Origin of the sequence: Actinomycetospora endophytica (genome assembly GCF_021026375.1) — a bacterium.
Lineage (GTDB): Bacteria > Actinomycetota > Actinomycetes > Mycobacteriales > Pseudonocardiaceae > Actinomycetospora > Actinomycetospora endophytica.
Window position 1 is genome coordinate 468,985 of the sequence record NZ_JAJNDB010000006.1, and the last position, 21,494, is coordinate 490,478.

20 protein-coding genes are annotated in these 21,494 nt (G+C 74.5%); 11 read left to right on the forward strand and 9 right to left on the reverse strand.

What is annotated here, in order from left to right; translation table 11 throughout:
• Positions 1-20: 20 nt before the first annotated feature.
• Positions 21-818, reverse strand: coding sequence for an enoyl-CoA hydratase-related protein (locus LQ327_RS25960; RefSeq protein WP_230738695.1), 798 nt, complete (start codon positions 816-818; stop codon positions 21-23).
• Between the two features lie 144 nt (positions 819-962).
• Between LQ327_RS25960 and LQ327_RS35020 the strand changes: the two genes are divergently transcribed.
• The gene (locus tag LQ327_RS35020; protein ID WP_230738696.1) at positions 963-1,628 is read left to right on the forward strand and encodes a TetR/AcrR family transcriptional regulator; all 666 of its coding nucleotides are present in this window, start codon (positions 963-965) and stop codon (positions 1,626-1,628) included.
• Between the two features lie 4 nt (positions 1,629-1,632).
• Here the strand turns inward: LQ327_RS35020 and dxs are convergent, their stop codons facing one another.
• From dxs to LQ327_RS25995, 6 genes are all read right to left on the reverse strand, one after another.
• Positions 1,633-3,657, reverse strand: coding sequence for a 1-deoxy-D-xylulose-5-phosphate synthase (gene dxs, locus LQ327_RS25970; RefSeq protein ID WP_230738697.1), 2,025 nt, complete (start codon positions 3,655-3,657; stop codon positions 1,633-1,635).
• Positions 3,658-3,790: 133 nt separating this feature from the next.
• Positions 3,791-4,375 carry a class I SAM-dependent methyltransferase gene (locus LQ327_RS25975; protein ID WP_230738698.1) on the reverse strand — a complete coding sequence of 195 codons (585 nt, stop codon included), beginning with the start codon at positions 4,373-4,375 and terminating at the stop codon, positions 3,791-3,793.
• On the reverse strand, positions 4,372-5,688 hold the full coding sequence (locus LQ327_RS25980; protein ID WP_308286377.1) for a M20 metallopeptidase family protein: 1,317 nt from the start codon (positions 5,686-5,688) through the stop codon (positions 4,372-4,374). The genes LQ327_RS25975 and LQ327_RS25980 overlap by 4 nt, the downstream gene beginning before the upstream one ends.
• Complete coding sequence (locus LQ327_RS25985; protein WP_230738699.1) at positions 5,685-6,887, reverse strand: amidohydrolase family protein; 1,203 nt, start codon at positions 6,885-6,887, stop codon at positions 5,685-5,687. Before LQ327_RS25985 ends, LQ327_RS25980 begins: the two co-directional genes overlap by 4 nt.
• Positions 6,884-8,110 (reverse strand): class I SAM-dependent RNA methyltransferase, encoded by a 1,227-nt coding sequence (locus LQ327_RS25990; protein ID WP_230738774.1) that lies wholly within the window; start codon positions 8,108-8,110, stop codon positions 6,884-6,886. Before LQ327_RS25990 ends, LQ327_RS25985 begins: the two co-directional genes overlap by 4 nt.
• A gap of 82 nt (positions 8,111-8,192) precedes the next feature.
• Positions 8,193-10,337: an APC family permease gene (locus LQ327_RS25995; RefSeq protein ID WP_230738700.1), complete on the reverse strand. Its 2,145-nt coding sequence runs from the start codon at positions 10,335-10,337 to the stop codon at positions 8,193-8,195.
• A 236-nt stretch (positions 10,338-10,573) separates the two neighbouring features.
• On the opposite strand from LQ327_RS25995, the gene LQ327_RS26000 reads away from it, so the two are divergent.
• The 3 genes from LQ327_RS26000 to LQ327_RS26010 are packed head-to-tail and all read left to right on the forward strand — an operon-like array spanning position 10,574 to position 12,407.
• Positions 10,574-11,239: a potassium channel family protein gene (locus LQ327_RS26000; protein WP_230738701.1), complete on the forward strand. Its 666-nt coding sequence runs from the start codon at positions 10,574-10,576 to the stop codon at positions 11,237-11,239.
• A 4-nt stretch (positions 11,240-11,243) separates the two neighbouring features.
• The gene (locus LQ327_RS26005; RefSeq protein WP_230738702.1) at positions 11,244-11,927 is read left to right on the forward strand and encodes a potassium channel family protein; all 684 of its coding nucleotides are present in this window, start codon (positions 11,244-11,246) and stop codon (positions 11,925-11,927) included.
• Positions 11,928-11,930: 3 nt separating this feature from the next.
• The gene (locus LQ327_RS26010; RefSeq protein ID WP_230738703.1) at positions 11,931-12,407 is read left to right on the forward strand and encodes a protein-tyrosine phosphatase family protein; all 477 of its coding nucleotides are present in this window, start codon (positions 11,931-11,933) and stop codon (positions 12,405-12,407) included.
• On the opposite strand, the gene LQ327_RS26015 is transcribed toward LQ327_RS26010, so the two are convergent.
• Entirely contained in the window at positions 12,399-13,004 is a 606-nt protein-coding gene (locus LQ327_RS26015) for a CGNR zinc finger domain-containing protein (RefSeq protein ID WP_230738704.1), read from the reverse strand. The two genes, LQ327_RS26010 and LQ327_RS26015, sit on opposite strands and share 9 nt — an antisense overlap.
• 55 nt (positions 13,005-13,059) lie before the next feature.
• Between LQ327_RS26015 and LQ327_RS26020 the strand changes: the two genes are divergently transcribed.
• The gene (locus LQ327_RS26020) at positions 13,060-13,881 is read left to right on the forward strand and encodes an alpha/beta fold hydrolase (protein WP_230738705.1); all 822 of its coding nucleotides are present in this window, start codon (positions 13,060-13,062) and stop codon (positions 13,879-13,881) included.
• 44 nt (positions 13,882-13,925) lie between these two features.
• Positions 13,926-15,602 carry an alpha/beta hydrolase gene (locus tag LQ327_RS26025; protein WP_230738706.1) on the forward strand — a complete coding sequence of 559 codons (1,677 nt, stop codon included), beginning with the start codon at positions 13,926-13,928 and terminating at the stop codon, positions 15,600-15,602.
• A gap of 3 nt (positions 15,603-15,605) precedes the next feature.
• On the opposite strand, the gene LQ327_RS26030 is transcribed toward LQ327_RS26025, so the two are convergent.
• Positions 15,606-16,232 carry a maleylpyruvate isomerase family mycothiol-dependent enzyme gene (locus LQ327_RS26030; protein ID WP_230738707.1) on the reverse strand — a complete coding sequence of 209 codons (627 nt, stop codon included), beginning with the start codon at positions 16,230-16,232 and terminating at the stop codon, positions 15,606-15,608.
• Positions 16,233-16,631: 399 nt separating this feature from the next.
• Between LQ327_RS26030 and LQ327_RS26035 the strand changes: the two genes are divergently transcribed.
• The 5 genes from LQ327_RS26035 to LQ327_RS26050 are packed head-to-tail and all read left to right on the forward strand — an operon-like array spanning position 16,632 to position 21,488.
• Positions 16,632-18,128, forward strand: a complete 1,497-nt coding sequence (locus tag LQ327_RS26035) for a DUF222 domain-containing protein (protein WP_230738708.1) — start codon at positions 16,632-16,634, stop codon at positions 18,126-18,128.
• Positions 18,023-18,286 carry an HNH endonuclease signature motif containing protein gene (locus tag LQ327_RS35330; protein ID WP_372460757.1) on the forward strand — a complete coding sequence of 88 codons (264 nt, stop codon included), beginning with the start codon at positions 18,023-18,025 and terminating at the stop codon, positions 18,284-18,286. The genes LQ327_RS26035 and LQ327_RS35330 overlap by 106 nt, the downstream gene beginning before the upstream one ends.
• A gap of 55 nt (positions 18,287-18,341) precedes the next feature.
• On the forward strand, positions 18,342-19,343 hold the full coding sequence (locus LQ327_RS26040; RefSeq protein ID WP_230738709.1) for an ABC transporter substrate-binding protein: 1,002 nt from the start codon (positions 18,342-18,344) through the stop codon (positions 19,341-19,343).
• Positions 19,344-19,362: 19 nt separating this feature from the next.
• Positions 19,363-20,418: a FecCD family ABC transporter permease gene (locus LQ327_RS26045; RefSeq protein ID WP_230738710.1), complete on the forward strand. Its 1,056-nt coding sequence runs from the start codon at positions 19,363-19,365 to the stop codon at positions 20,416-20,418.
• A complete protein-coding gene (locus LQ327_RS26050) occupies positions 20,415-21,488 on the forward strand; it encodes a FecCD family ABC transporter permease (protein WP_230738711.1) in 1,074 nt (357 codons plus the stop codon). Before LQ327_RS26045 ends, LQ327_RS26050 begins: the two co-directional genes overlap by 4 nt.
• Positions 21,489-21,494 lie beyond the last annotated feature (6 nt).

The window sequence follows — 21,494 nt, forward strand, 5'->3', positions numbered from 1 at the left end:
GCCGTCAGCAGGTCAGCGGGTCAGTGGCCGACGACGTGGGACGCGAAGTCCGGCGTGCGCTTCTCGGCGAACGCCGTGGCGCCCTCGAGCCCCTCGGGTGAGGCGGTGAACAGGTCGAGAGCGGACATCGCCAGGTTGCTCAGGCCGGCCTGGTGGTCGGTGTCGGCGTTGAACGACTGCTTGAGGAAGCGGATCGCGGTCGGGCTCTTCTGCCCGATCTCCGCGGCCCACGCCTTGGCCTCGGTGAGCAGCTCGGCGGCGGGCACGACCGCGTTGACCAGGCCCCAGCGTTCGGCGGTCCCGGCGTCGTAGAGCCGGCAGAGGTACCACATCTCGCGGGCCCGCTTCTCGCCGACGACGCGGGCGAGGAAGGCCGAGCCGAACCCGGCGTCGAACGACCCGACCTTGGGGCCGGCCTGGCCGAAGCGGGCGTTCTCGGACGCGATCGACAGGTCGCAGAGCACGTGCAGGACGTGGCCGCCGCCGACCGCCACGCCGTTGACCGCGGCGATCACGGGCTTGGGGATGTCGCGGATGAGCTTGTGCAGGTTGCCGATCTCGAACATGCCGCTCTCGGTCGGCCCGTAGTCGCCGGTCTCGGCGCGCTGCTTGACGTCCCCGCCGGTGCAGAACGCCTTCTCGCCCGCACCGGTGAGCACCACGGCCTGCACCGAACGGTCGGCCCAGGCGGTGCGGAAGGCGCGGATCAGCTCCTCGACGGTCCGTCCCCGGAAGGCGTTGTAGCGCTCCGGGCGCTCGATGGTGATGACCGCGGTGCTGCCCTCGACCTCGTAGGACACGTCCTCGTAGTCGCTCATGGTGGAAAGAACCTCCAGCTCGGATCGCTGTCGTTGACGACGGTGACAAACTTTGACTCTCAGGTCAAGTTATGACCTTGAAGTAGTTTCTCGTACCCTGGGTCAGAGACAGGTGCCCTAGCCTGGGCGGCGAGGAGGTGCGGCGTGGCGACGACACGAGTGGACGAGGCGGCGGACGAGGCCCCGGTGAGCCGGGTGCAGCGCAAGCGGGACCGCCGCATCCAGGAGATCCTCACGACCGCGGCCGAGCTGTTCGGCGAGCGCGGCTACGACGCCGTCAGCCTCGAGGACGTGGCCGAGCGGCTCGACGTCACCAAGGGATCGCTCTACTACTACTTCCCGAGCAAGGACCAGCTGGGGATCTCGGCCGTCGAGACGCTCGGGAACCGGTGGACGGCGCGTCTGGAGGAGCTGCTGGCCGGCCTGGACGGCCCGGTGCACGACCGGCTGCGGGGCCTGATCGGCGAGCACATCAGCATCGCCGTCCGCGACTACCCCGCGGGGCTGCGGATGTTCCTGGTCCCGCAGGACTGGCCGGAGCAGCAGCGCGCGGTGATCAAGGAGCTACGCCAGCGCCACGACCGGCTCTTCCGCGAGCTCATCGACGAGGGCGTCGCCGCCGGCGACTTCACGGTGACCGGGGTCGACGCCGCGCTGCGGTGCATGCACGCGTCGATGAGCCAGTCGGCCGTGTGGTTCGCGGGCCTCGAGGGTCAGCGCCTGGAGCGGGCGATCGCCGAGCTCACCGACACCCTGATGATGCTGGTCGGCGTGATGCCCGGCGCCGGAACGGCGCCGGACCAAGCCTGAGCCGTCAGCGGCCCCCGTCGCCCGCGACCCGCGGCAGCGACGGGATGGCCGCGACCGACTCGCCGGACCGGCCGGAGACCCACTCGGTGATCCGGCGGGCCACGTCCTGGTCGGTGAGACCCGCCGCGGTGAGGATCGCGCCGCGGCTGTCGTGGTTCAGGAACCGCTGGTCGAGCGCGATGCGCCGCACCGGGACGTCGATGCCGGCCTCGACGAGGTGGTCGGCCAGCGCGGCCCCGAACCCGCCGTGGCGCCCGCCGTCCTCGACGGTGACGACCAGCCGGTGCGCGGCCGCGAGCTCGTCGAGGACCTCCGGCACCGGCTGCAGCCAGCGCGGGTCGACCACCGTGACCCCGATGCCCTGCGCGGTGAGCCGGTCGGCGGCCTCGACGCCGAGCTGGCCGAACGCACCGACGGCGACGAGCAGCACGTCGGGGATGTCCGGCGTCTCGGGCTCGTCGAGGCGCTCGACGGCGGTGGGTCGCGGGGCGGCGCGGGAGAGCCGGCCCGGCTCGGCGAGCACGTCCACCGCGCCCGGACCGCCGGTCGCGCTCACCCGGCCCGGCCCCAGCCGGCGCAGCGCGGGCACCTCACCGGGCACGGCGCCCTTGGACCAGCGCAGGGCGGTCGGCCCGTCGGAGATCCCGACCGCCTCCCGCAGCTCCTCGCGCAGGGTGACCGCGTCGCGCGGGGCCGCGACCCGCAGGCCGGGGACGATGCCCATGACCGAGAGGTCCCACATGCCGTTGTGGCTGGCGCCGTCGGATCCCGTCACACCGGCGCGGTCCAGCACCACCGTGACCGGCTCGCGGTGCAGCGCGACGTCCATCAGCAGCTGGTCGAACGCGCGGTTGAGGAACGTGGAGTAGACCGCGACCACCGGGTGCATGCCGCCGTGCGCGAGGCCGGCCGCCGAGGTCATGGCGTGTGCCTCGGCGATCCCGACGTCGAACAGCCGCTCCGGGTAGGCCTCGCCGAACGCCGACAGGCCGGTCGGGCCCGGCATCGCGGCGGTGATCGCGACGACGTCCGGGCGCTCACCGCCGATCTCGAGCATCGACTCGGTGAACACCGCCGTCCACTCGCGCGGCTTCGGCCCGACCGGCAGCCCGGTGTCCGGGTCCAGCACGCCGACCGAGTGCATCTGCTCGGCCTGGTCCTGCTCGGCCGAGGGGAAGCCGCGTCCCTTGTAGGTGACGGCGTGCACGATCACCGGCGCGCCGAAGTCCCGGGCGGCCGTCAGCGCGGTCTCCAGCGCCTCGACGTCGTGCCCGTCGACCGGCCCGACGTACTTGATGCCGAGGTCGGAGAACAGCGCCTGCGGGGTGAACGCGTCCTTCACCCCGGCCTTCGCGGCGTGCATCGCCGAGTACAGCGTCCCGCCGACGACCGGCAGCTTCTGCAGCGCGCGCTTGCCCTGCTCGAGGACCTCCTCGTAGCGCGGCGCGAGCCGCAGCGACGACAGCCGCTCGGAGAGCCCGCCGGTGGTCGGGGCGTAGGAGCGGCCGTTGTCGTTGACGACGATGACCACGGGCCGGTCGGAGCCGGCGATGTTGTTCAGGGCCTCCCAGCACATGCCGCCGGTGAGGGCGCCGTCGCCGACGACCGCGACCACCGAGCGGTCCCGCCCGAGCAGCGCGTCGGCCTTGGCCAGCCCGTCGGCCCAGGACAGCGCGGTGGAGGCGTGCGAGTTCTCGACGTGGTCGTGCTCGCTCTCGGTGCGGCTCGGGTAGCCGGAGAGCCCGCCGCCCTGGCGCAGGCCGTCGAACGCGCCGGAGCGCCCCGTGACGATCTTGTGGACGTAGCTCTGGTGGCCGGTGTCGAACACCAGCGCGTCGCGCGGGGAGTCGAAGACCCGGTGCAGCGCGAGCGTCAGCTCGACGACGCCGAGGTTGGGCCCGAGGTGTCCCCCGGTGCGGCACACCTTGTCCACCAGGAAACCGCGGATCTCCGCGGCCAGGGAGTCGACCTCACCGGCGGCGAGCGCCCGCAGGTCGGCCGGGGTGTGGACGCGCTGCAGCAGGCTCACTGCTCCTCGCCTCATCTCTCACGGGTCCCGGATCGGCCCGGCGCGCGGGCCGCGGCCAGTCTACGGAGTACCCGGGGACCTGCAGGCCCGTTGCGCCCGCCGGTGACGAGTCAGACGATGACGAGGCGGGCGACTACACGGTCCGGGGACGGCGGGCCACGTAGACGACGGCGGGCGGGGCGTTCAGCCACACCGTGCGGCTGACCACCACCTCCTCGAAGTTGGCCTCCAGGTTGCGCTGCACCTGCTTGGCCGTCGGGAAGAAGCGGATCCAGGCGTGGGCGAGCTGGGTCACCGCGCCGCCGGGAGCCGCCAGCCGGGCGAGCAGCGGGAAGATCGAGCGCTCCTTCGGGGCGGTGGCGAGCCAGGGCAGCCCGGACACCGACAGGTCCGCGCGGACGCCCTCGGCCAACAGCTTCTCCACGGCCGCGTCGGCGTCGTCGCAGATCACCTCGACCTCCGGGTGACGCTCGCGCAGCACCGCGGCCATCCCCTCGTCGAACTCGATCGCGATGTGGCGGCCGCGGCCCTGCAGCCGGTTCTGGACCTCGTCGGTCACCGAGCCGGTGCCCGCCCCGAGGTCGACGACGACCGGGTCGCCGGTCTCGGGCAGCGGGGCGATCGCCTGCCGGCACAGCGGCGGGAAGCTGGGGAAGAGCGCCGCGACGTGCAGCGGGTCGCGCAGGAAGGCACTGCTGAAGTGACGGATCTCGGTCACCGGGACTCCTGGGGTCGAGGTGGGACGGCGAGGTGGTGGCCGGCGGCGACGACGGCGGCGAGCAGGGCACGGGCGACCTCGCCGACCATCGCGTCGTCGGGCGAGAACGCCGGGTGGTGCAGACCGGGCGCCGTGCCGGGCGCGGCGCCCGGATCGGCGGTGCCGACGAAGAGCATGGCGGACGGTAGGCCCGAGGGACCGTCGCCGTAGTGCGAGAAGTCGTCCGCGCCACAGGACCGGAACAGGGTGTCGAGCGTGAGACCCGTCGCGTTCGGGGCCTGTTCACCCCGGCGTCGCCTGCCGAGGAACGCCGCGACGGCGGCCGCCAGCCCGTCGTCGTTCACGACGGCGGGCTCGTTGGGGATCACGTGCATCTCGCCGGTGCAGCCGTGGGCGGCCGCGGTGTGCTCGACGACGTCGCGGACCGCGGCGAGGATCTCGTCGCGGTCGGCGTCGAGGGCCCGCACGGTGCCGCGGGCGGTGGCCTCGGCCGGGACGACGTTCGGGGCGGTGCCCGCCGTCATCTGTCCGACGGTGACGACGCCCGCCTCGAGCGGGTTCACCCGCCGGGACACCACCTGCTGGATCGACACGACGATCTGGGCGAGCGCGAGCACCGGGTCGCGGGTGCGGTGCGGGTAGCCGCCGTGCCCGGCGCGGCCGTGCACCACGATGTCGATCTCGTCGGCCGAGGCGTTCACCGGGCCCGGGCGGACCGAGACGATCCCCCGGGGCAGCTCGGGCTGGACGTGCACCCCGAGGACCGCGGCGGGGTCGTGCGCGCGGAACGCGGTGGCGGCGGCGACGTCGGCCGCGCCGCTCGGCGCCTTCTCCTCGCGGGGCTGGAAGACGGCCAGGAGCGGCGCGGGCAGCAGCGCGGGGTCGGTGGCGGCCACGGCGCGGGTCAGCGCCACCAGCGCGGCCACGTGGACGTCGTGGCCGCAGACGTGGGCCACGGGACCGGTGGCGGTGAAGGGGAGGCCGGTCTGTTCGACGACGGGCAGCGCGTCCAGCTCGGCGCGGACGGCGACGGCGGGTCCGGAGCCGCCGAGGCGCAGCATCCCGCCGGTGTCGGCGACCGGCTCGAGTCGGGAGCCGGCAGCACCCCCCGTCGCTCCGCTCGCCCCGAGCGCGTCCGCGACCGCGTCCCGGGAGTCGGCCTCGTCACCGGAGAGCCGCGGCTCGCGGTGCAGGGCGTGCCGGAGCTCGATCGCCGCGGGGAGCTCGGCCTCCAGCGCGGCGGTCAGGGCCGCGGGGACCGGGGGCGCCGTCGCCACGGCCGGGGGTGTGGCGGGCGCCGTCGGGTCGGTCACGCCGGCATCCGTGCGTAGACCCGGCGGGCGTTCTCGCGAGCGATCATGGTTGCCACCCGTTCGGCGTCGGCGGGAGAGATCTCGTCGGTCGCGCACGCCCGCTCGAGCAGGCCGCCGAGCGCGGCCCGGAACCGCAGCGCGCCCAGCAGGTGCAGCTCGGGCAGACCGTAGGCGTCCGAGGCGTAGAGCACCTTGGCAAAGGGCGCCAGCTCGAGCATCTCGGCGATCACGTCGCGGGAGCGGGGGCCGACGTGGGGCACCGCGAGGCTGACGTCGACGTGCACGCACGAGAACACCTGCGCGAGCCACGCCGCCTGCCGGTGGTACGGGTAGGTGTGCAGCAGCATCAGCGGCACCCCGAGGGGCTCGACGAGGCGCGCGAGGCCGGTGAGCAGGGCGGGGTCGGCGCGGTGCAGGTCCTCGTCGACGTCGCCGAACCCGGTGTGGACCTGCAGCGGCAGCCCGGTGTCCAGGCCGGTCCAGATGCCGTGGCGCAGCAGCACCGGGTCCCGCAGGGTGGCGCCCTCGGCCGCGCGGCGCGGCAGCCAGGCGTCCGCCGCGGCGGCCACTTCGGCGGGCTCGGGGCGCCGCGGGTCGACGTCGAGGCCCGCGCGGTAGGCCAGCACCGTCTTGCACGCGACGGCGAGCGGGCGGACCCCCGGGGCGGTGCGGCGCGCGACCTCGGCGACCACCGCGTCCCCGTAGCCGGCGGCGTCGACCCCGGCGTCGGCCACGTCCTGGGCCACCGCCTCGAGGCGCACCACCTCGCCGACCGGCACGCCCGCCGTGTCCCGCAGGTCGTCCAGCCCGAGCAGGCTCTCCGCGGCGAACCCGTGGTCGACCAGCAGCGACTCCGTCCCGGCGGCGCGCATCAGCGCCCGGGAGGCCGGGCCGGTCCCGATCTCGGCGCGGCGGGCCACGTAGTCGTCCGGGGCGGCGTGCGGCGGCAGCCCGAGCACCGGGGCGCACCAGCGCCGCACCGAGAAGCCGAGCGACGAGTCGAACGCCGAGGTCCCGGGCGCCGGCCCCGCGCCCTCGGTGAGCAGCGCCTCGAACCCCGGCCGGTCCAGGTCGGCGGCCACCACCGAGTGGCAGTGGTGGTCGACCAGCCCGACGCCGTCCAAAAAGCTCACCGGCCCGGCCGGGACGAGGCCGAGCGAGACCAGGCTCCCGCCGTCCGGGGGAGTCGGACAGCTCACCGGGCTTCCTGCGGGTCGGGCTCCCTCACCAGCGTCGCGACGCACTCCACGTGGTGGGTCATCGGGAACGCGTCGAAGACCCGCAGGTCGTCGAGCCGGTAGCCGGTCTCGGCGAGCGCGGCGACGTCGCGGGCCAGCGCCGCCGGGTCGCAGGCGACGTGCACGATCCGCCGCGCCCCGAGGCCCCCGATGCGCCCGGCCAGCGTCCGCCCCAGGCCCTTGCGGGGCGGGTCGGCGACGATCACGTCCGGCGGCCGGCTGCCGCGGTCCCCCGTCGCTTCGCTCGCCCCGACCCGCACGAGCGAGTCCAGCACCTTCTCGACCCGTCCCCGGACGATCCGGCACGCCGGCAGGTCGGCGAGGTTGCGGCCGGCGGCACCGGTGGCGTCGGGGTCGGACTCCACGTTCACGACGAGCCCGTCGGGGCCGACCCGCTCGGCGAGCGCCGCCGCGATCAGCCCGGCGCCGCCGTAGAGATCCCAGACCGTCTCGCCGGGCCGCAGGTCGCCGACCCCGTCCAGCGTCGCCGCGACCACCGCGTCCGCCGCGCCCGGGTGGACCTGCCAGAACGCCGGGGCGGGCAGCTCCCAGTCCCGGCCGGCGGCGTGCTCGTGCGCCGTCCCGGACCCGATCCCGGGGTGCCGCTCGCCCTCGAGGAGCTCGGCGGCGTGGGTCTCCCCCGCCCCGTCGTGCACCACCTCGATCTCGGCGGTCGGGGTCCAGTCCTGCGCGAGCACCGGGGCGAGGGCCCCCGGGACCGCGATCGGGCAGTCGCCGACCGGCAGCACCTCGTGGCTGCGGTGGGCCCGCAGCCCGGGGCGGCCGTCGTCGGTGACCGCCATCCGCATCCGCGTCCGCCAGCCCAGCGGGCCGCCCGGGAGCGCCTCGCAGGTGATCTCGCGGTCGATCCCGGCCAGGTGCGAGAGCTGCTCGGCGACGACGGCGGCCTTGAGGTCGCGCTGGGTGTCGTGGTCGGCGTGCTGGAAGTCGCAGCCGCCGCAGCCGCCCGGGCCGGCCCACGGGCACGCGGGCTCGACCCGGCCGGGGGCCTCCCGCAGCACCGTCACCGCGTCGGCCCGGCAGAACGACCCGCCGTTGTCCTCGGTGACCACCGCATGGACCCGCTCGCCGGGCAGCGCGTGCCGCACGAACACCACGCGGCCCTCGTGGCGGGCCACGCAGTGCCCGCCGTGGGCGACCGCGCCGACCTCGACGTCGAGCATCCGGTCGACCCAGGAGTCGGTGGCCCGTTCCGCCGCGGTCACCGGGCCACCGGCAGCGCCGACGACGCCCGCCGTACCCGCGTCATCGGACATCGGCGCCGGGCCGGCTGGCCGACCCGTCCGGGCCGGCGGGATCCGTCGTCGCGCCCGTCGTCCGGGAGGAGTCGGCAGGCAGCGTCGCGGTGCCGGTCGCCGAGGGCGCGTTCCCGGGGTGGGCCCCGCCCGCGCCGGGGGGGAGCGCCTCGTAGCCGCGGCGCGCGGAGCCGGGAGCGCCCGGCGGCTTGCGGGCCGCGAGCCGCGCCGACGACTCGAGCTGCCACGGCACGCTGACCACCATCACACCCTTCTGGAACAGCAGCCTGCCCTTGAGCCGCAGCGCGCTCTGGTTGTGCAGGACCTGCTCCCACCAGCGCCCGAGCACGTACTCCGGGATGAACACCGTCACCACGTCGCGCGGGTTGTCGGTCCGGATGCGCTTGACGTACTGCAGGATCGGCCGGGTGATCTCCCGGTAGGGCGATTCCAGCACCTTGAGCGGGACGGGGAGCTGCCGGGCCTCCCAGTCGGAGACGACCTTGCGGGTGTCGGCGTCGTCGACGTTGACCGTGACCGCCTCGAGGACGTCGGGCCGGGTCGCGCGGGCGTAGGCGACCGCCCGCAGCGTCGGCTTGTGCACCGTCGAGACCAGCACGATGGCGTGGTTGCGGCTCGGGAGCACGCCCTCGAGGACACCCTCCGGGGCGGCGATCTCCTCGGCCACGCGGTCGTAGTGCTTGCGGATCGAGAGCATCAGCGCGAACGCCAGCGCGCCCGCGACGATCGCGATCCACGCCCCCACCGCGAACTTGGTGATGAGCACCACGACCAGCACGACGCCGGTCATGGCGGCACCGAAGGCGGACACGACGCGGACGCGGTGCAGGCGACGCCGCTCGGCGTCGCCGGTCTCGGTGCGCAGCAGCCGGTTCCAGTGCCGCACCATCCCGGTCTGGCTCAGGGTGAACGACACGAACACGCCGACGGTGTAGAGCGGGATGAGCGAGGTGACCTCGGCGCCGAACCCGACGACGAGCACCACGGCGAAGAACGCCAGGAACAGGATCCCGTTCGAGAACGCCAGCCGGTCGCCGCGGGTGTGCAGCTGGCGGGGCAGGTAGCGGTCCTGGGCGAGGATGGAGCCGAGCACCGGGAAGCCGTTGAAGGCGGTGTTCGCGGCCAGCACCAGGATCAGGGCTGTGAAGATCGTCACGGCCCAGAACCCGGGCGGGAAGCCCTCGAAGATCGTCTGGGCCAGCTGGGCGATCAGCGTCTCCTGCTTGTAGCCCGGCGGAGCGCCGATCAGCTGGGTGTCCGGGTCCTCCGCCAGGTGCACGCCGGTCGCGCGGGCCAGGGCGAGCATGCCGCCGAACAGGCCCACCGCGATGAGGCCGAGCATCGCGAGCGTCGTCGCGGCGTTGCGGGACTTGGGCTTGCGGAAGGCCGGGACGCCGTTGGAGATCGCCTCGACGCCGGTCAGCGCCGCGCAGCCCTGCGTGAACGAGCGCAGGACCAGGAACATCAGCGCGAACTGCGAGAGCTGGTGGTCCTCGCCGACGATGCCGATGCTCGCGCTGGGCGCGACCAGCGGCTCGCCGCTCACCACGATCCGCACGACCCCGACGACGATCATCGCGACGAGGCTCGCGATGAAGCAGTAGACCGGGATCGCGAAGGCCGCCCCGGACTCCCGCACGCCGCGCAGGTTGATCGCGGTGAGGATCGCGATCGCCGCCACGCAGAACAGGACCTTGTGGGTCCCGACGAACGGGATGAGCGCCCCGAGGTTGTCCGCCGCCGAGGAGACCGACACCGCGACGGTGAGCGTGTAGTCCACGAGGAGCGCGGACGCGACGGTCAGGCCGGCGTGGCGACCCAGGTTCACCGTCGCGATCTCGTAGTCGCCGCCGCCCGAGGGGTAGGCGTGGACGTTCTGCCGGTAGCTCACCACCACCGTCGCGAGCACGACGACGACCGCGAACCCGATCCACGGGGAGAACACGTAGGCCCCGAGCCCCGCCAGCGACAGGGTGATCAGCACCTCCTGCGGGGCGTACGCCACCGAGGAGAGCGCATCGGACGCGAAGACCGGGAGCGCGATCCGTTTGCGCAGCAAGGTTCCCGAGAGCTCGTCGCTGCGGAACGGGAGTCCGAGCACGAGGCGTTTCGCGGCGGTCGCGAGCCTGGGCACGGCGCAGAGCGTAGGCCGAACGGGCTGGACGGGGGCAGGGCGACCGGCCGTGGACCCCTGTCCCCCCTTCGGGTCGACCCGGCGGCCCCGCTTCACGGCGCCACCACCCGTTGCCGCACGGATGGCCGAGGGCACCCGATACCGTGCGCGCGGCGAGGGACGAGAGCCCAGCCCGGTCGGTCGGGGATCGGGCGACCGTGGGGCGGTCGGGGACCGCGGTTGCGACGGGAGGACGCGTGCACATCGTCGTCATGGGCTGCGGCCGCGTGGGCTCGGCCCTGGCCCTGTCGCTGGAACGGCTCGGTCACGAGGTGGCCGTGGTCGATCGCGACCCCCAGGCGTTCCGGCGCCTCGGCAACGACTTCCACGGCCAGGAGGTCGTCGGCGTCGGCTTCGACCGCGAGGTCCTGACGTCGGCGGGCATCCACCGCGCGCAGGCGTTCGCGGCGGTCTCGTCCGGGGACAACTCCAACATCATCTCCGCGCGTGTCGCGCGGGAGACGTTCGGCGTCGAGACGGTCGTGGCCCGGATCTACGACGCCAAGCGCGCCGCGGTGTACGAGCGGCTCGGCATCCCGACGGTGGCCACGGTCCCGTGGACCACCGACCGCTTCCTGCGGATGCTGCTGCCCGACGGCGTCGCCACCGCCTGGCGCGACCCGTCGGGCACCGTCGCGATCATGCAGCTGCCGTTCCACGAGGACTGGTCGGGACGCCCGGTCACCGAACTCGAGGAGGCCACGGGCAGCCGCGTCGCGTTCATCGTGCGGTTCGGCACCGGGGTGCTGACGCGGCCCGACACCGTGATCCAGGCCGACGACGTGGTCTACGCCGCGGCGGTCAGCGGGACGGTGGCCACGGTCACCCAGGCGGCGCTCACGGCGCCGGTGGAGCGGGGGTAGCGGGATGCGCGTGACGATCGCCGGGGCGGGCGCCGTGGGGCGATCCATCGCCGCCGAGCTCATCGAGAACTCCCACGAGGTGATGCTCATCGAGCGCGACCTCGCCGAGGTGGAACCGGAGTCGGTGCCCGCCGCCGAGTGGGTGCACGCCGACGCGTGCGAGGTGGCCTCGCTCGAGGACGCCCAGGTGCAGGACTGCGACGTGGTCATCGCCGCCACCGGCGACGACAAGGTCAACCTCGTCGTCTCGCTGCTCGCGAAGACCGAGTTCGCGGTCCGGCGCGTGGTGGCGCGGGTGAACGACCCGCGCAACGAGTGGCTGTTCACCGAGTCCTGGGGTGTCGACGTGGCGGTGTCGACGCCGCGCATGCTCGCGGCGATGGTCGAGGAGGCGGTGTCGGTCGGCGACCTGGTCCGCCTGCTGACGCTGCGCCAGGGCAAGGCCAACCTCGTCGAGGTCACGCTGCCGCCGGACACCCCGCTCGCGGGCCGGCCGGTGCGTGAGGTGCCGCTGCCCGCGGACGCCGCGCTCGTCGCCATCCTGCGCGGTGGCCGCGTGATCGTGCCGCAGTCCGACGACCCGCTCGAGGGCGGCGACGAGATGCTCTTCGTCGCGGGCGAGGGCGTGGAGCGCGAGATCCACACGGTGCTGACGACGCACGACGAGGGCGGCCAGGAGCTGATCTGAGCCGTGCTGGAGGGGGCGATCACGCTTCCCGGCGGCGGGCTGGTGCGGGGCCGGGGACTGCGGGGTGGACTGCCGCCGGGGCCTTCTCCGGCGTTCGGGCTCTACCTGGGGTCGGCGCGCTCGGCCCGGCGTCATGACGGCGAGCTGACCTGGCCCCGCCGCTGGCTCGTCTGGCCGGATTTCCGCGTGCCGCGCCATCCGGCCGAGGCGGCCGACGCGATCGTCGGGACCCATCACCGGATCGTCGAACTGGGCGAGGACGTCGAGGTCGCGTGCGGCGGCGGGATCGGGCGGTCCGGGACGGTGCTCGCCTGTCTGGCCGTGCTCGACGGTCTGGGGCCCGACGAGGCCGTGGCGTGGGTCCGGGCGGTGCACCACCGGCGGGCGGTCGAGACGCGTGGCCAGCGCCGGTGGGTGGAGCGGTTCGCCGTCGAGCGGGGCCGGCCCGGTCACTCGCCTCACCCCGACGACTCACCCTGACGACCGGGCGTGATGGCGGGCGGCCTTCGCGCGGTTCCCGCAGGTCGCCATCGAGCACCACCGCCGGCGGCGTGACGGCGAGGGGTCGAGGAAGAGCCAGGAGCAGCGGCCGCAGAGCCCGATCCGGTGTCGGTCGTCGCTCGCGAGCAGGGCGGCGGTGGCCAGCGCGAGACGCCGGGCGGGGAGCGCGAGCCCGACGTCGTCGACCGTGAGCAGCCATGCCGGGCCGCTCGTCGGGTCCGGGGCGAGCCGGGCGTCACGGAAGGCCTCGGCCACGTCGTGCGCCACCCGCACCCGGTCGGGGTCGTCGGGCGCGGTCTCGCTGACGGCCGCCGCCAGCCACCGGTGCAGCGCCTCGCGGAAGTTCCGGACGTCGTGCAGCGCGGCCTCCGCCTTGTCCGGAGAGACCTCGGCGAGCGCCGTCAACGCGCCGGCCTCCTCGTCGTCGACCACCTCGGCCGTCCGCGCCCAGGCCAGCAGGTCGGCATACGTCGCGATCCGCTCGACCCGCTCGCGCCGGAACCCGCCGACGGTGTTGGTGACATCGAGCGCCACGTGGCCACCGACGAAGTCCGCCGCGCCCCAGTCCCTCGCCACGGTTGACACCTTTCCTCGCTTTAGCTAACCCTAATATAAGCGAAAGGGGTTAGACATGGAACTCGCCGAGACCTTCACCTTCCGCGGCGACGAGGTGCGCTGGGGTGCCTGCGGCAAGGGCGAACCGCTCGTCCTCGTCCACGGCACGCCGTTCTCCTCGGTGGTGTGGCGACGCATCGCGCCGCACCTCGCCCGCCGTCGTCGGGTGTACGCGTTCGACCTGCTGGGCTATGGCGCCTCGGACAAGCACGCGGGTCAGGACGTCTCGCTCGGCGTGCAGAACGAGCTGTTCGCGGCACTGCTGGACCACTGGGGGCTGGACCGGCCCGACGTCGTCGCGCACGACTTCGGCGGCGCCACCGCCCTGCGCACCCACCTGCTCGACGGTCGCGACTACCGCACCCTGACGCTGATCGACCCGGTCGCGCTGAGCCCGACCGGCTCGCAGCTCATCCAGGCCGCGCGCGGGCACGCGGACGCCTACGCCGGGATGCCGCCCTACGTCCACGAGGCCGTCGTCCGGGCCTACGTCGCGGGCGGGGTCCACCGCACCCTCGACGAGACCGAGATGCGCCGCTACCTGGACCCGTGGCTCGGCGAGACCGGGCAGCCGGCGTTCTACCGGCAGATCGCGCAGATGCACGACCGCTACACCGACGCCATCGCGGACCGCTTCGCCGAGATGCGCTGCCCGGTGACGATCCTCTGGGGCGCGCGGGACGCGTGGATCCCGGTCGAGCAGGGGTACGACCTGGCGGGACGCATCCCGGGCGCGGACCTGCGGGTGGTCGACGACGCCGGGCACCTGCTGCAGGAGGACAGCCCGGAGACGGTGGTCGCGACGGTGCTGGAGGTGCTCGAGGGCGTGCCCGTGTAGAGGGCGTGCGGGCGGGCCGGCGGTGATCGCGCGAGACTCTGGCCGTGCCCGAGGCCCCGGTGCTGCGACCGACCCTGCCCGACCCGACCCCTCCCCCGGCGCCCCGCCGCCGTCCGCTGCTGCACCCGGGCGGCCTGCTCGTGGGCACCGCTCTCGGCACACTCGCGCTCACGCCGGGGCTGATCCCGCGCACGGGACTCTTCCAGGGCCTGATCTCCGGGGTGATGCTCGCCGCGGGCTACCTGATCGGGGTGCTGCTCGGCCTGCTGATCCGCCCGCTCTCGCGGCGGACCGGGCGGCGACTGAACGGGGCCGCGTGGACCCTGCTCGTCGTCGTGGCCCTCATCGCCTGGGCGGTCATGGGGTACCTCGGGTTCCGGTGGCAGACCGAGCAGGCGGCACTGCTCGGCATTCCCGCGCCGCAGCTCACGGACTGGCTGCTCGCCGCCCCGGTGGCCCTCGGGGTCCTCGTCGTGCTGCTCCTGCTCGTGCGGGGCGTGCGGGCGCTCCCCCGGTGGCCGCGGCGCCTGCTCGGCGTCGTCGGGGTCGTCGTCGTGGCGGCGGTCGTGATCTCGCTGACCGGGATCGGCGGGCTCAACCCGGTCCGCTCGCTGCTCGACCGCGCGTTCGCCGTCCAGAACGAGGGCGTCTTCGGCGGGGCGACGCAGCCATCCGACCCGCTGCGCTCCGGGTCGCCGGCGTCGCTGGTGAGCTGGGACAGCCTCGGTCGGGGCGGGCGCACCTTCGTCACCTCCACGCCGTCGCCCACCGATCTGGGGCGGGCGAGCGGACATCCGGCCGTCGACCCGATCCGGGTGTACGTCGGGCTCGGCGCCTCGGAGGACGCGGCACAGCGGGCGCGGCTCGCGGTCGGGGAACTGCAGCGCACCGGGGCGTTCACCCGGCCGGTCATCGCCGTCGTCACCACCACCGGGACCGGGTTCGCCGACGCCGAGGCCATGAACGCCCTGGAGCTCGCCTGGGGTGGGAACACGGCGCTCGTCACCAGCCAGTACTCGCTGCTGCCCAGCGGGCTGTCGTTCCTGCTCGACGGCGACCGGGTGCGCGACGCGGGCACGACGATGTTCGACGCCGTCCGCGCCGCCGTCGACGCACTGCCCCCGGGGCAGCCGCGCCCGAAGGTCGTCGCCTTCGGGGAGTCGCTCGGGTCGCTGGGATCGCAGGCGGCGTTCCCTTCCGTCGACGACGTGCGGGCCCGGTCCGACGGTGCGCTCTGGAACGGCCCGCCGAACTCGTCGCCGCTCTGGCACGGCCTCGTCGCGCGCCGCGACGCGGGCAGCCCGGAGGTCCGACCCGTTGTCGAGGGCGGCCGGACGGTGCGCTTCGGCGGCGGCTCGGTCAGCTCGCACCTGACGTCTGCTCCGCCGGGGCCGTGGCCTGACCCGCGCGTGGTCTACCTGCAGCACGCCAGCGACCCGGTGGTCTGGTGGAGCCCGGAGCTGCTGTGGTCCCGTCCCGACTGGCTCGCCGAGCCTCGCGGCGAGGACGTCCTGCCGAACGTCGACTGGTACCCGCTGGTCACGTTCTGGCAGGTCACGATGGACATGATCCGCGCGCAGACCGTCCCGTTCGGGCACGGCCACAACTACGGCCCCGAGTCCCTGGACGCCTGGATGGACATCGTCCCGCCGCCCGGGTGGACGCCGGCCGACACCGCCCGGGTGCACGCCGTGCAGGAGGTGCCGGACCCGACGCGGTAGGGCTCAGATCTGCGGCCAGGTCTCCAGTGGAGTGCGGTCGCCGCTGGTGTGGAACGACGTCGGGTCGCGACGGCGCCAGACCGCCAGGAACAGCTCCGGGGTCGTGCCGCTGACGTGAGTCTCGGGGCCGGGGTGGGGCAGGTCGTGGCGGCTGACCTCACCGGTGTCGGTGATCTCGAAGATGAGGGTCGCCTCGGCGGGTTCGGCGTAGCCCGCCGCGAACGCGGTGGCGACGAAGGCCTCGAAGAACTCGGCGATGCCGTCACGGGCGAGGTCGGCGGGGACCGGGACGGGGTCGTCGTCCTGCGTGGTGGCGGCGTCCCAGCGGTGGATCGCGAACTCGTGGGCGGCGCGGCGGACCCAGTAGACGGCCTCGTCGGGCAGGGCCGACCAGTTGGGGACGGGTCGGCGCGGGTCGGTGCTGGCGAGCAGGGCGAGGAGACGGTCGAGGTCGTCGTCGAAGGTGGTCAGGGCTTCGTCGGGGGTCACGACGACGGCGGGTGCGGTCGCGTCCCGTTGTCCGGCGAAGAGCCCGTCGAGCGTGCGGCAGAAGCCGGCGGCGTGGGCGAGCAGGTCGGCACCGGTCCAGTCGGGGCAGCTGCGGACTGTCGTAGTGGGGCTCGTGCGCACAGGCGGCCGAGTTCGCGTCCGTCCTGTTCGACCGCTTCCAGCCAGCGTGTCGTGTCCACGGGCGGCAGCGTGGCGGGTCCGGGGCGGGTGTGTCAGTTCTTTCGCCGTCCGGCTCAGCTGAGGGCCTCGGCTCTACAGGAAGAGCGCCTGATACGTCGCCTCGTGGGACACGCTCCAGCCTGGAGCATGCCCGACGACGAGGCGTGACCGGCCAGGGCCGACGTTGATCCACGCGACAGCCTCAACTGATCCGTTTGCTGTCGAACATACGTTCGAACAGCGGCTGTTGTTGCTGGTCAGGGGGTTGTAGCGTTGCTGGTATGAGTTCTCCGAGTGCCGCGGACGAGGCGGTGATCGCCCGGGCCCGTGCGGCCATGACCGCGGCCCGGGAGGCGGAGCATGGGCTGTTGGTCGCGGTGGGGGAACTCGCCGAGTTCCGGGGCCTGGCAGGCCACCGGCCATCGCGGGGTGGGCCGGCTGCTCGAGGAGCTGTGGCGGGTCGATCCCGCCCACGCCAAGCACCTGGTGGCGCACGCCGAGCACACCCTGGCCCTGGTCGCGTTGAGCGGCCAGACGCTGCCGGCGCGGCTGGCACGGGCCGCGGCGATCGCGGCGGCCGGGGAGATCGGGGAGGAGCACCTGCGAGTGCTGGTCCGGGCCCGCGGCCTGATCGAACGCATCGTCGGGCTCGCCCCGGAGCGGGTGGCCGAGGCCGAGGAGCTGCTCGCCGAAGCAGCCCGCTCGCTGTCGCCCTCGGGGTTGCAGCGGGTGGTGGACCAGCTGCTGGCGACCCTGGACCAGGACGGAGCCGCGCCGGAGGAAGACCCCGAGCCGGTCGACGAGCTGCTGCTCACCCACCGGCGCGACGGCACCCTCGCCTTCACCGGCCGGGTGCACGGCGTCGCCGACGTGGAGCTGCTGCTCGAGACCCTCGACGCGCTCTCGACCCCGGCCGGGCCGGACGACCCGCGCAGCCTGGCCCAGCGCCGCGCCGAGGCCCTGCTCGACCTGTGCGGCCAGGCTCGCGGCCCCGAGGGCATCGCCGACCCGGCCGACGATCCCGCCGCCCCGGATCCGTTCGGTGACGACCCCGTCGACGAGGACGCCTACCGAGACCTCGACTGGCGCGACCATCGCGACGAGGACAGCGACGCCTCCCGCCGCCACGGCTGGCTGCGCCCCGTCCCCGACCCTGCACCCGGTCCACGTCGGCTGTTCACACCACCACCCCCGGAACCGCCCGAGCCCGAGCACGACGCCAGCCCCGCGCCGCGGAGATCGACCGAGCCGCCGGGCTCCGAGAAACCGCCGGGCACCGAGGAGCCGTCGGATCCTGGCGCGCGGTCAGAAGCTGCCGATCCGAACTCCGACGCGCCGCCCGACCCGCCGGATCACGGAGCGCCGGCCGAGCCGCCGGGCCACAGCACGCCGCTCGAGCCGGCGCCGACACTGCCGCTGCGCTCGGGACGGCGAGGTTCGGTGCTGCCGATCCCGGCTCGCGCCCAGATCGCGCTGACCATCCCGCTGGAGTGGCTGCGTGAGCAGACCGGCCACGCTCAGCTCGACTCCGGACGCGCCCTCGACCCGGCCACGGCCCGGCGACTGGCCTGCGACGGCAACATCATCCCGGTCGTGCTCGGCACGCGCTCCGAACCCGTCGAACTCGGCCGCGCCAGCTACGTCGTCACCGAAGCCCTCCGCCGTCTGCTGACCATGCGCGACCGCGGCTGCGCCCACCCCGGCTGCACCCGGCGGCCCAACCGCACCCACGCCCACCACATCCTCACCACATCCAGCACTGGAGCGACGGCGGGCTCACCGAGCCGGACAATCTTGTCCTGCTCTGCCGGTACCACCACCACCTGGTCCACCACGGTGCCTGGGAAATACGCATGATCGACGGCCGCCCCTGGTTCACCCCACCCCGCTGGACCGACCCCGGCAAAGACCGATCCCCGGCGGCGCCGGACTGCCCACAACCCGGACCGACGCCGCATGAGATGACGCCCGGACCACGCCGACGATCATCACACCGCCCCGCCCGAGCACCTTGACGGTTGAAGCGTTAGGTTAGCCAAGCCTTAAACGCTTCGTCCGGAAGGTGTCGAGTTGTCGATATCGCGCCCGCGGCCCATGGTCGTGCTCGCCGTCGTGCTCTCCGCCCTGGCTCTCCTGGCCGGGTGCTCCAGCGGGACCGACCAGCAGGCCGGCGGCACCGGCGGCACCGGCGGCACCGGCGCGACGATCTCGACCGCGTTCGGGAACGTGACGGCCCCGGCGAACCCGACCCGGGTCGTGGCGCTCGGCTGGAGCGACGCCGAGACCGCGCTGGCGCTGGGCGTGCAGGCGGTCGGGGCGTCGGACTGGCTCGCGGTCGGCGGTGACGGGCTCGGACCGTGGGTCACCCAGCGGTACACGACGCCACCGCAGAAGCTCGGGACCCTCGAGGTCGACCTCGAGCAGGTGGCGGCGCTGCAGCCCGACCTCATCCTCGACACCCGCTCGTCCGGCTCGAAGGAGCGCCACGACCAGCTCGCCCAGCTCGGGGTGCCGGTCGTGGAGATCCCCGCCGGCGGGGAGAACTACCTGACGTCGTGGCAGGACCAGCTCCGGATGGTCGGCGCCGCCCTCGGCAAGCAGCAGGAGGCCGCCCGGCTGCAGGGTGATCTGGACGGCCGGTTCGCGACCGCCCGGGCCCGGAACCCGCAGCTCAACGGCGCCACCGTCGTCTCGGGCGCCAAGAACACCCTCGGCGAGTACGCCGCCTACGTGGGCCGGACCGGGCGCGTGGAGTTCCTGCGCGACCTCGGGCTGGTGAACTCGCCGGCCATCGAGCGCATCCCCAGCCAGAGCTTCTCGGTGCCGATCTCGCGCGAGCAGATGGGGCTGCTCGACGCCCGGGTGACGATCATGCAGGCGATCAGCGGGAACGCCGCCGACGTCACCGGCGACCCGCTGTGGGGCACGGTGCCCTCGGTCGCGGCCGGCCGCGGGATCGTCCTCGACGACAAGAACGTGTCCCTGGCGTTCGCCAGCTCCTCGGTGCCCGGCCAGATGTACGCGCTGGACCGCATGGTCGGCCCGATCTCGGCCGCGGTGGCGAAGCCATGACGGGCAGCCTGGGCGCGCCGTGACGCTCACGACGACGACCGCCCCACCAGCGCCGGCCCCCGCGCGCCGCGGTTCCGTGCTCGGCCCGGTCCTGGTGCTCGCTGCGGTGCTGCTGGTGGCGGTCGTCGCCAGCCTCGCGATCGGTCCGCGCGCCCTGCCGGTCTCCATCGTCTGGGACGCCCTCGTGGCGACGGACCCGACGAACCCCGACCACCTCGTCGTCACCGAGGTCCGGGTGCCCCGCACCGTGATCGGGCTGCTCGCCGGACTCGCGCTCGGCCCGGCCGGGGTGCTCGCCCAGGGCCTGACCCGCAACCCGATCGCCGAGCCCGGGATTCTCGGGCTGAACACCGGCGCGGCACTGGCGGTCGTGCTCGCGATCGGGCTGCTCGGCCTCCGCTCCCTCACCGCCTACGTGTGGTTCGGCTTCCTGGGGGCGGCGCTGGCGGCGCTCGTCGTGGCGGGGGTCGCCGGGGTCGGACGGCTCGGGAACGGCCGCTCGGCGAGCTCCCCCGGCACGCTCGCGCTCGCGGGAGCGGCACTCACCGCGGGCCTGGGGTCGATCACCACCGCGATGCTGCTCACCGACCCGGACGCCTTCGAGGACTACCGGTTCTGGCAGGTCGGATCGCTCGCCGGTCGCGACCTGGGCATCGCGGGCCAGGCGGCCCCGTTCGTCGCCGCGGGCCTGGCGCTGGCGCTGATGTGCGGGCCGACGCTCAACGCGCTGGCCCTCGGCGACGACGTGGCCCGCTCCTTCGGCCGCCGCGTCGGGCGGGACCGGTCGGTGTGCGGCCTGGCCCTCGTCGTGCTCACCGGCGCCGCGACCGCCGCGGCCGGGCCCATCGCCTTCGTCGGGCTCACCGTGCCGCACCTGGTGCGCGGGCTCGCGGGGCCGGACCACCGCCGGCTGCTGCCGCTGGCCGCGCTCGCCGCCCCGACGCTGCTGCTGGCGGCGGACGTCCTCGGGCGCGTCGTCGCCGCACCCCGCGAGGTGCAGGTGGGCATCGTGGCCGCGATCGTCGGCGCCCCGGTGTTCATCGTGCTGGTCCGGCGGAAGCGGTTCGCCCGATGACCGCCCAGCCCGCCCTGCACGAGGCGACGACGACGGCGGCGGGTTCGGCGATCCTGCACCAGGTCCGGGCCGCGGCGCGACGACGGCGGCTCGTCGCCGGGGCCGGGCTGTCCGCCATCGCGCTCCTGGCGTTCCTGCTCGCCGTCTCCCTCGGCGAGTACCCGATCGCTCCCGGCGACCTGCTGTCCTCGCTGGTCGGCGCCGGCCCCGCGCGCGTCGAGTTCGTGGTGACCCGGCTCCGGTTGCCGCGCGCGCTCGCCGGGCTCGCCGTCGGCGCCGCGCTCGGTCTCGCGGGCGCGCTCTTCCAGCGGCTGCTGCGCAACCCCCTGGCCAGCCCGGACATCGTCGGGGTCGGCGCCGGGGCGAGCACGGGCGCGGTCGTCGCGATCGCCCTGTTCGGTGCTTCCGGCGCGGTCGTGTCCGGCGCCGCGGTGCTCGGCGCCGTGGCCTCGACCGTGCTCATCGTGAGCCTCTCCCGAGGCCGCGCCGGGGCGGGGCTGCACGGCGTCCGATTCGTGCTCATCGGCGTCGGTGTCTCGTCGGCGCTGCTCGCGGTGATCTCGTGGCTGATGACCTCGGCGTCACTGACCACCGCCCAGCAGACCCTGCTGTGGCTCACCGGCAGCCTGAACGCCGTCACCTGGACCTCGACGGTGCCGCTGCTCGTCGCCTGCGCCGTCCTCGTGCCCGCGGCGCTGGTCGCGGCCCGCGCGCTGCCCCGCCTCGAGCTCGGCGACGACGCGGCCGCGGCGCTCGGGCTGCCGGTCGAGCGCGCCCGCACCACGATCCTGGCCCTCGCGGTGCTGCTCGTGGCGGCCGCCGTCGCCGTGGCCGGCCCCGTCTCGTTCGTGGCGCTGGTCAGCGGACCGGTCGCGGCCCGCCTCGCCGGGCCCGGCCGGGGCTCGCTCCCGCACGCGGCGCTGACCGGGGCCGCCCTGGTCCTCGTCGCCGACCTCGTGGCCCGTCACCTGCTCGGCGCGGTGTCCCTGCCGGTCGGCGTGGTGACCGGCGTGATCGGCGCCCCGTACCTGCTGTGGCTGCTGGCGCGATCCCAACGACGGTTCGGCTGAGAGGAG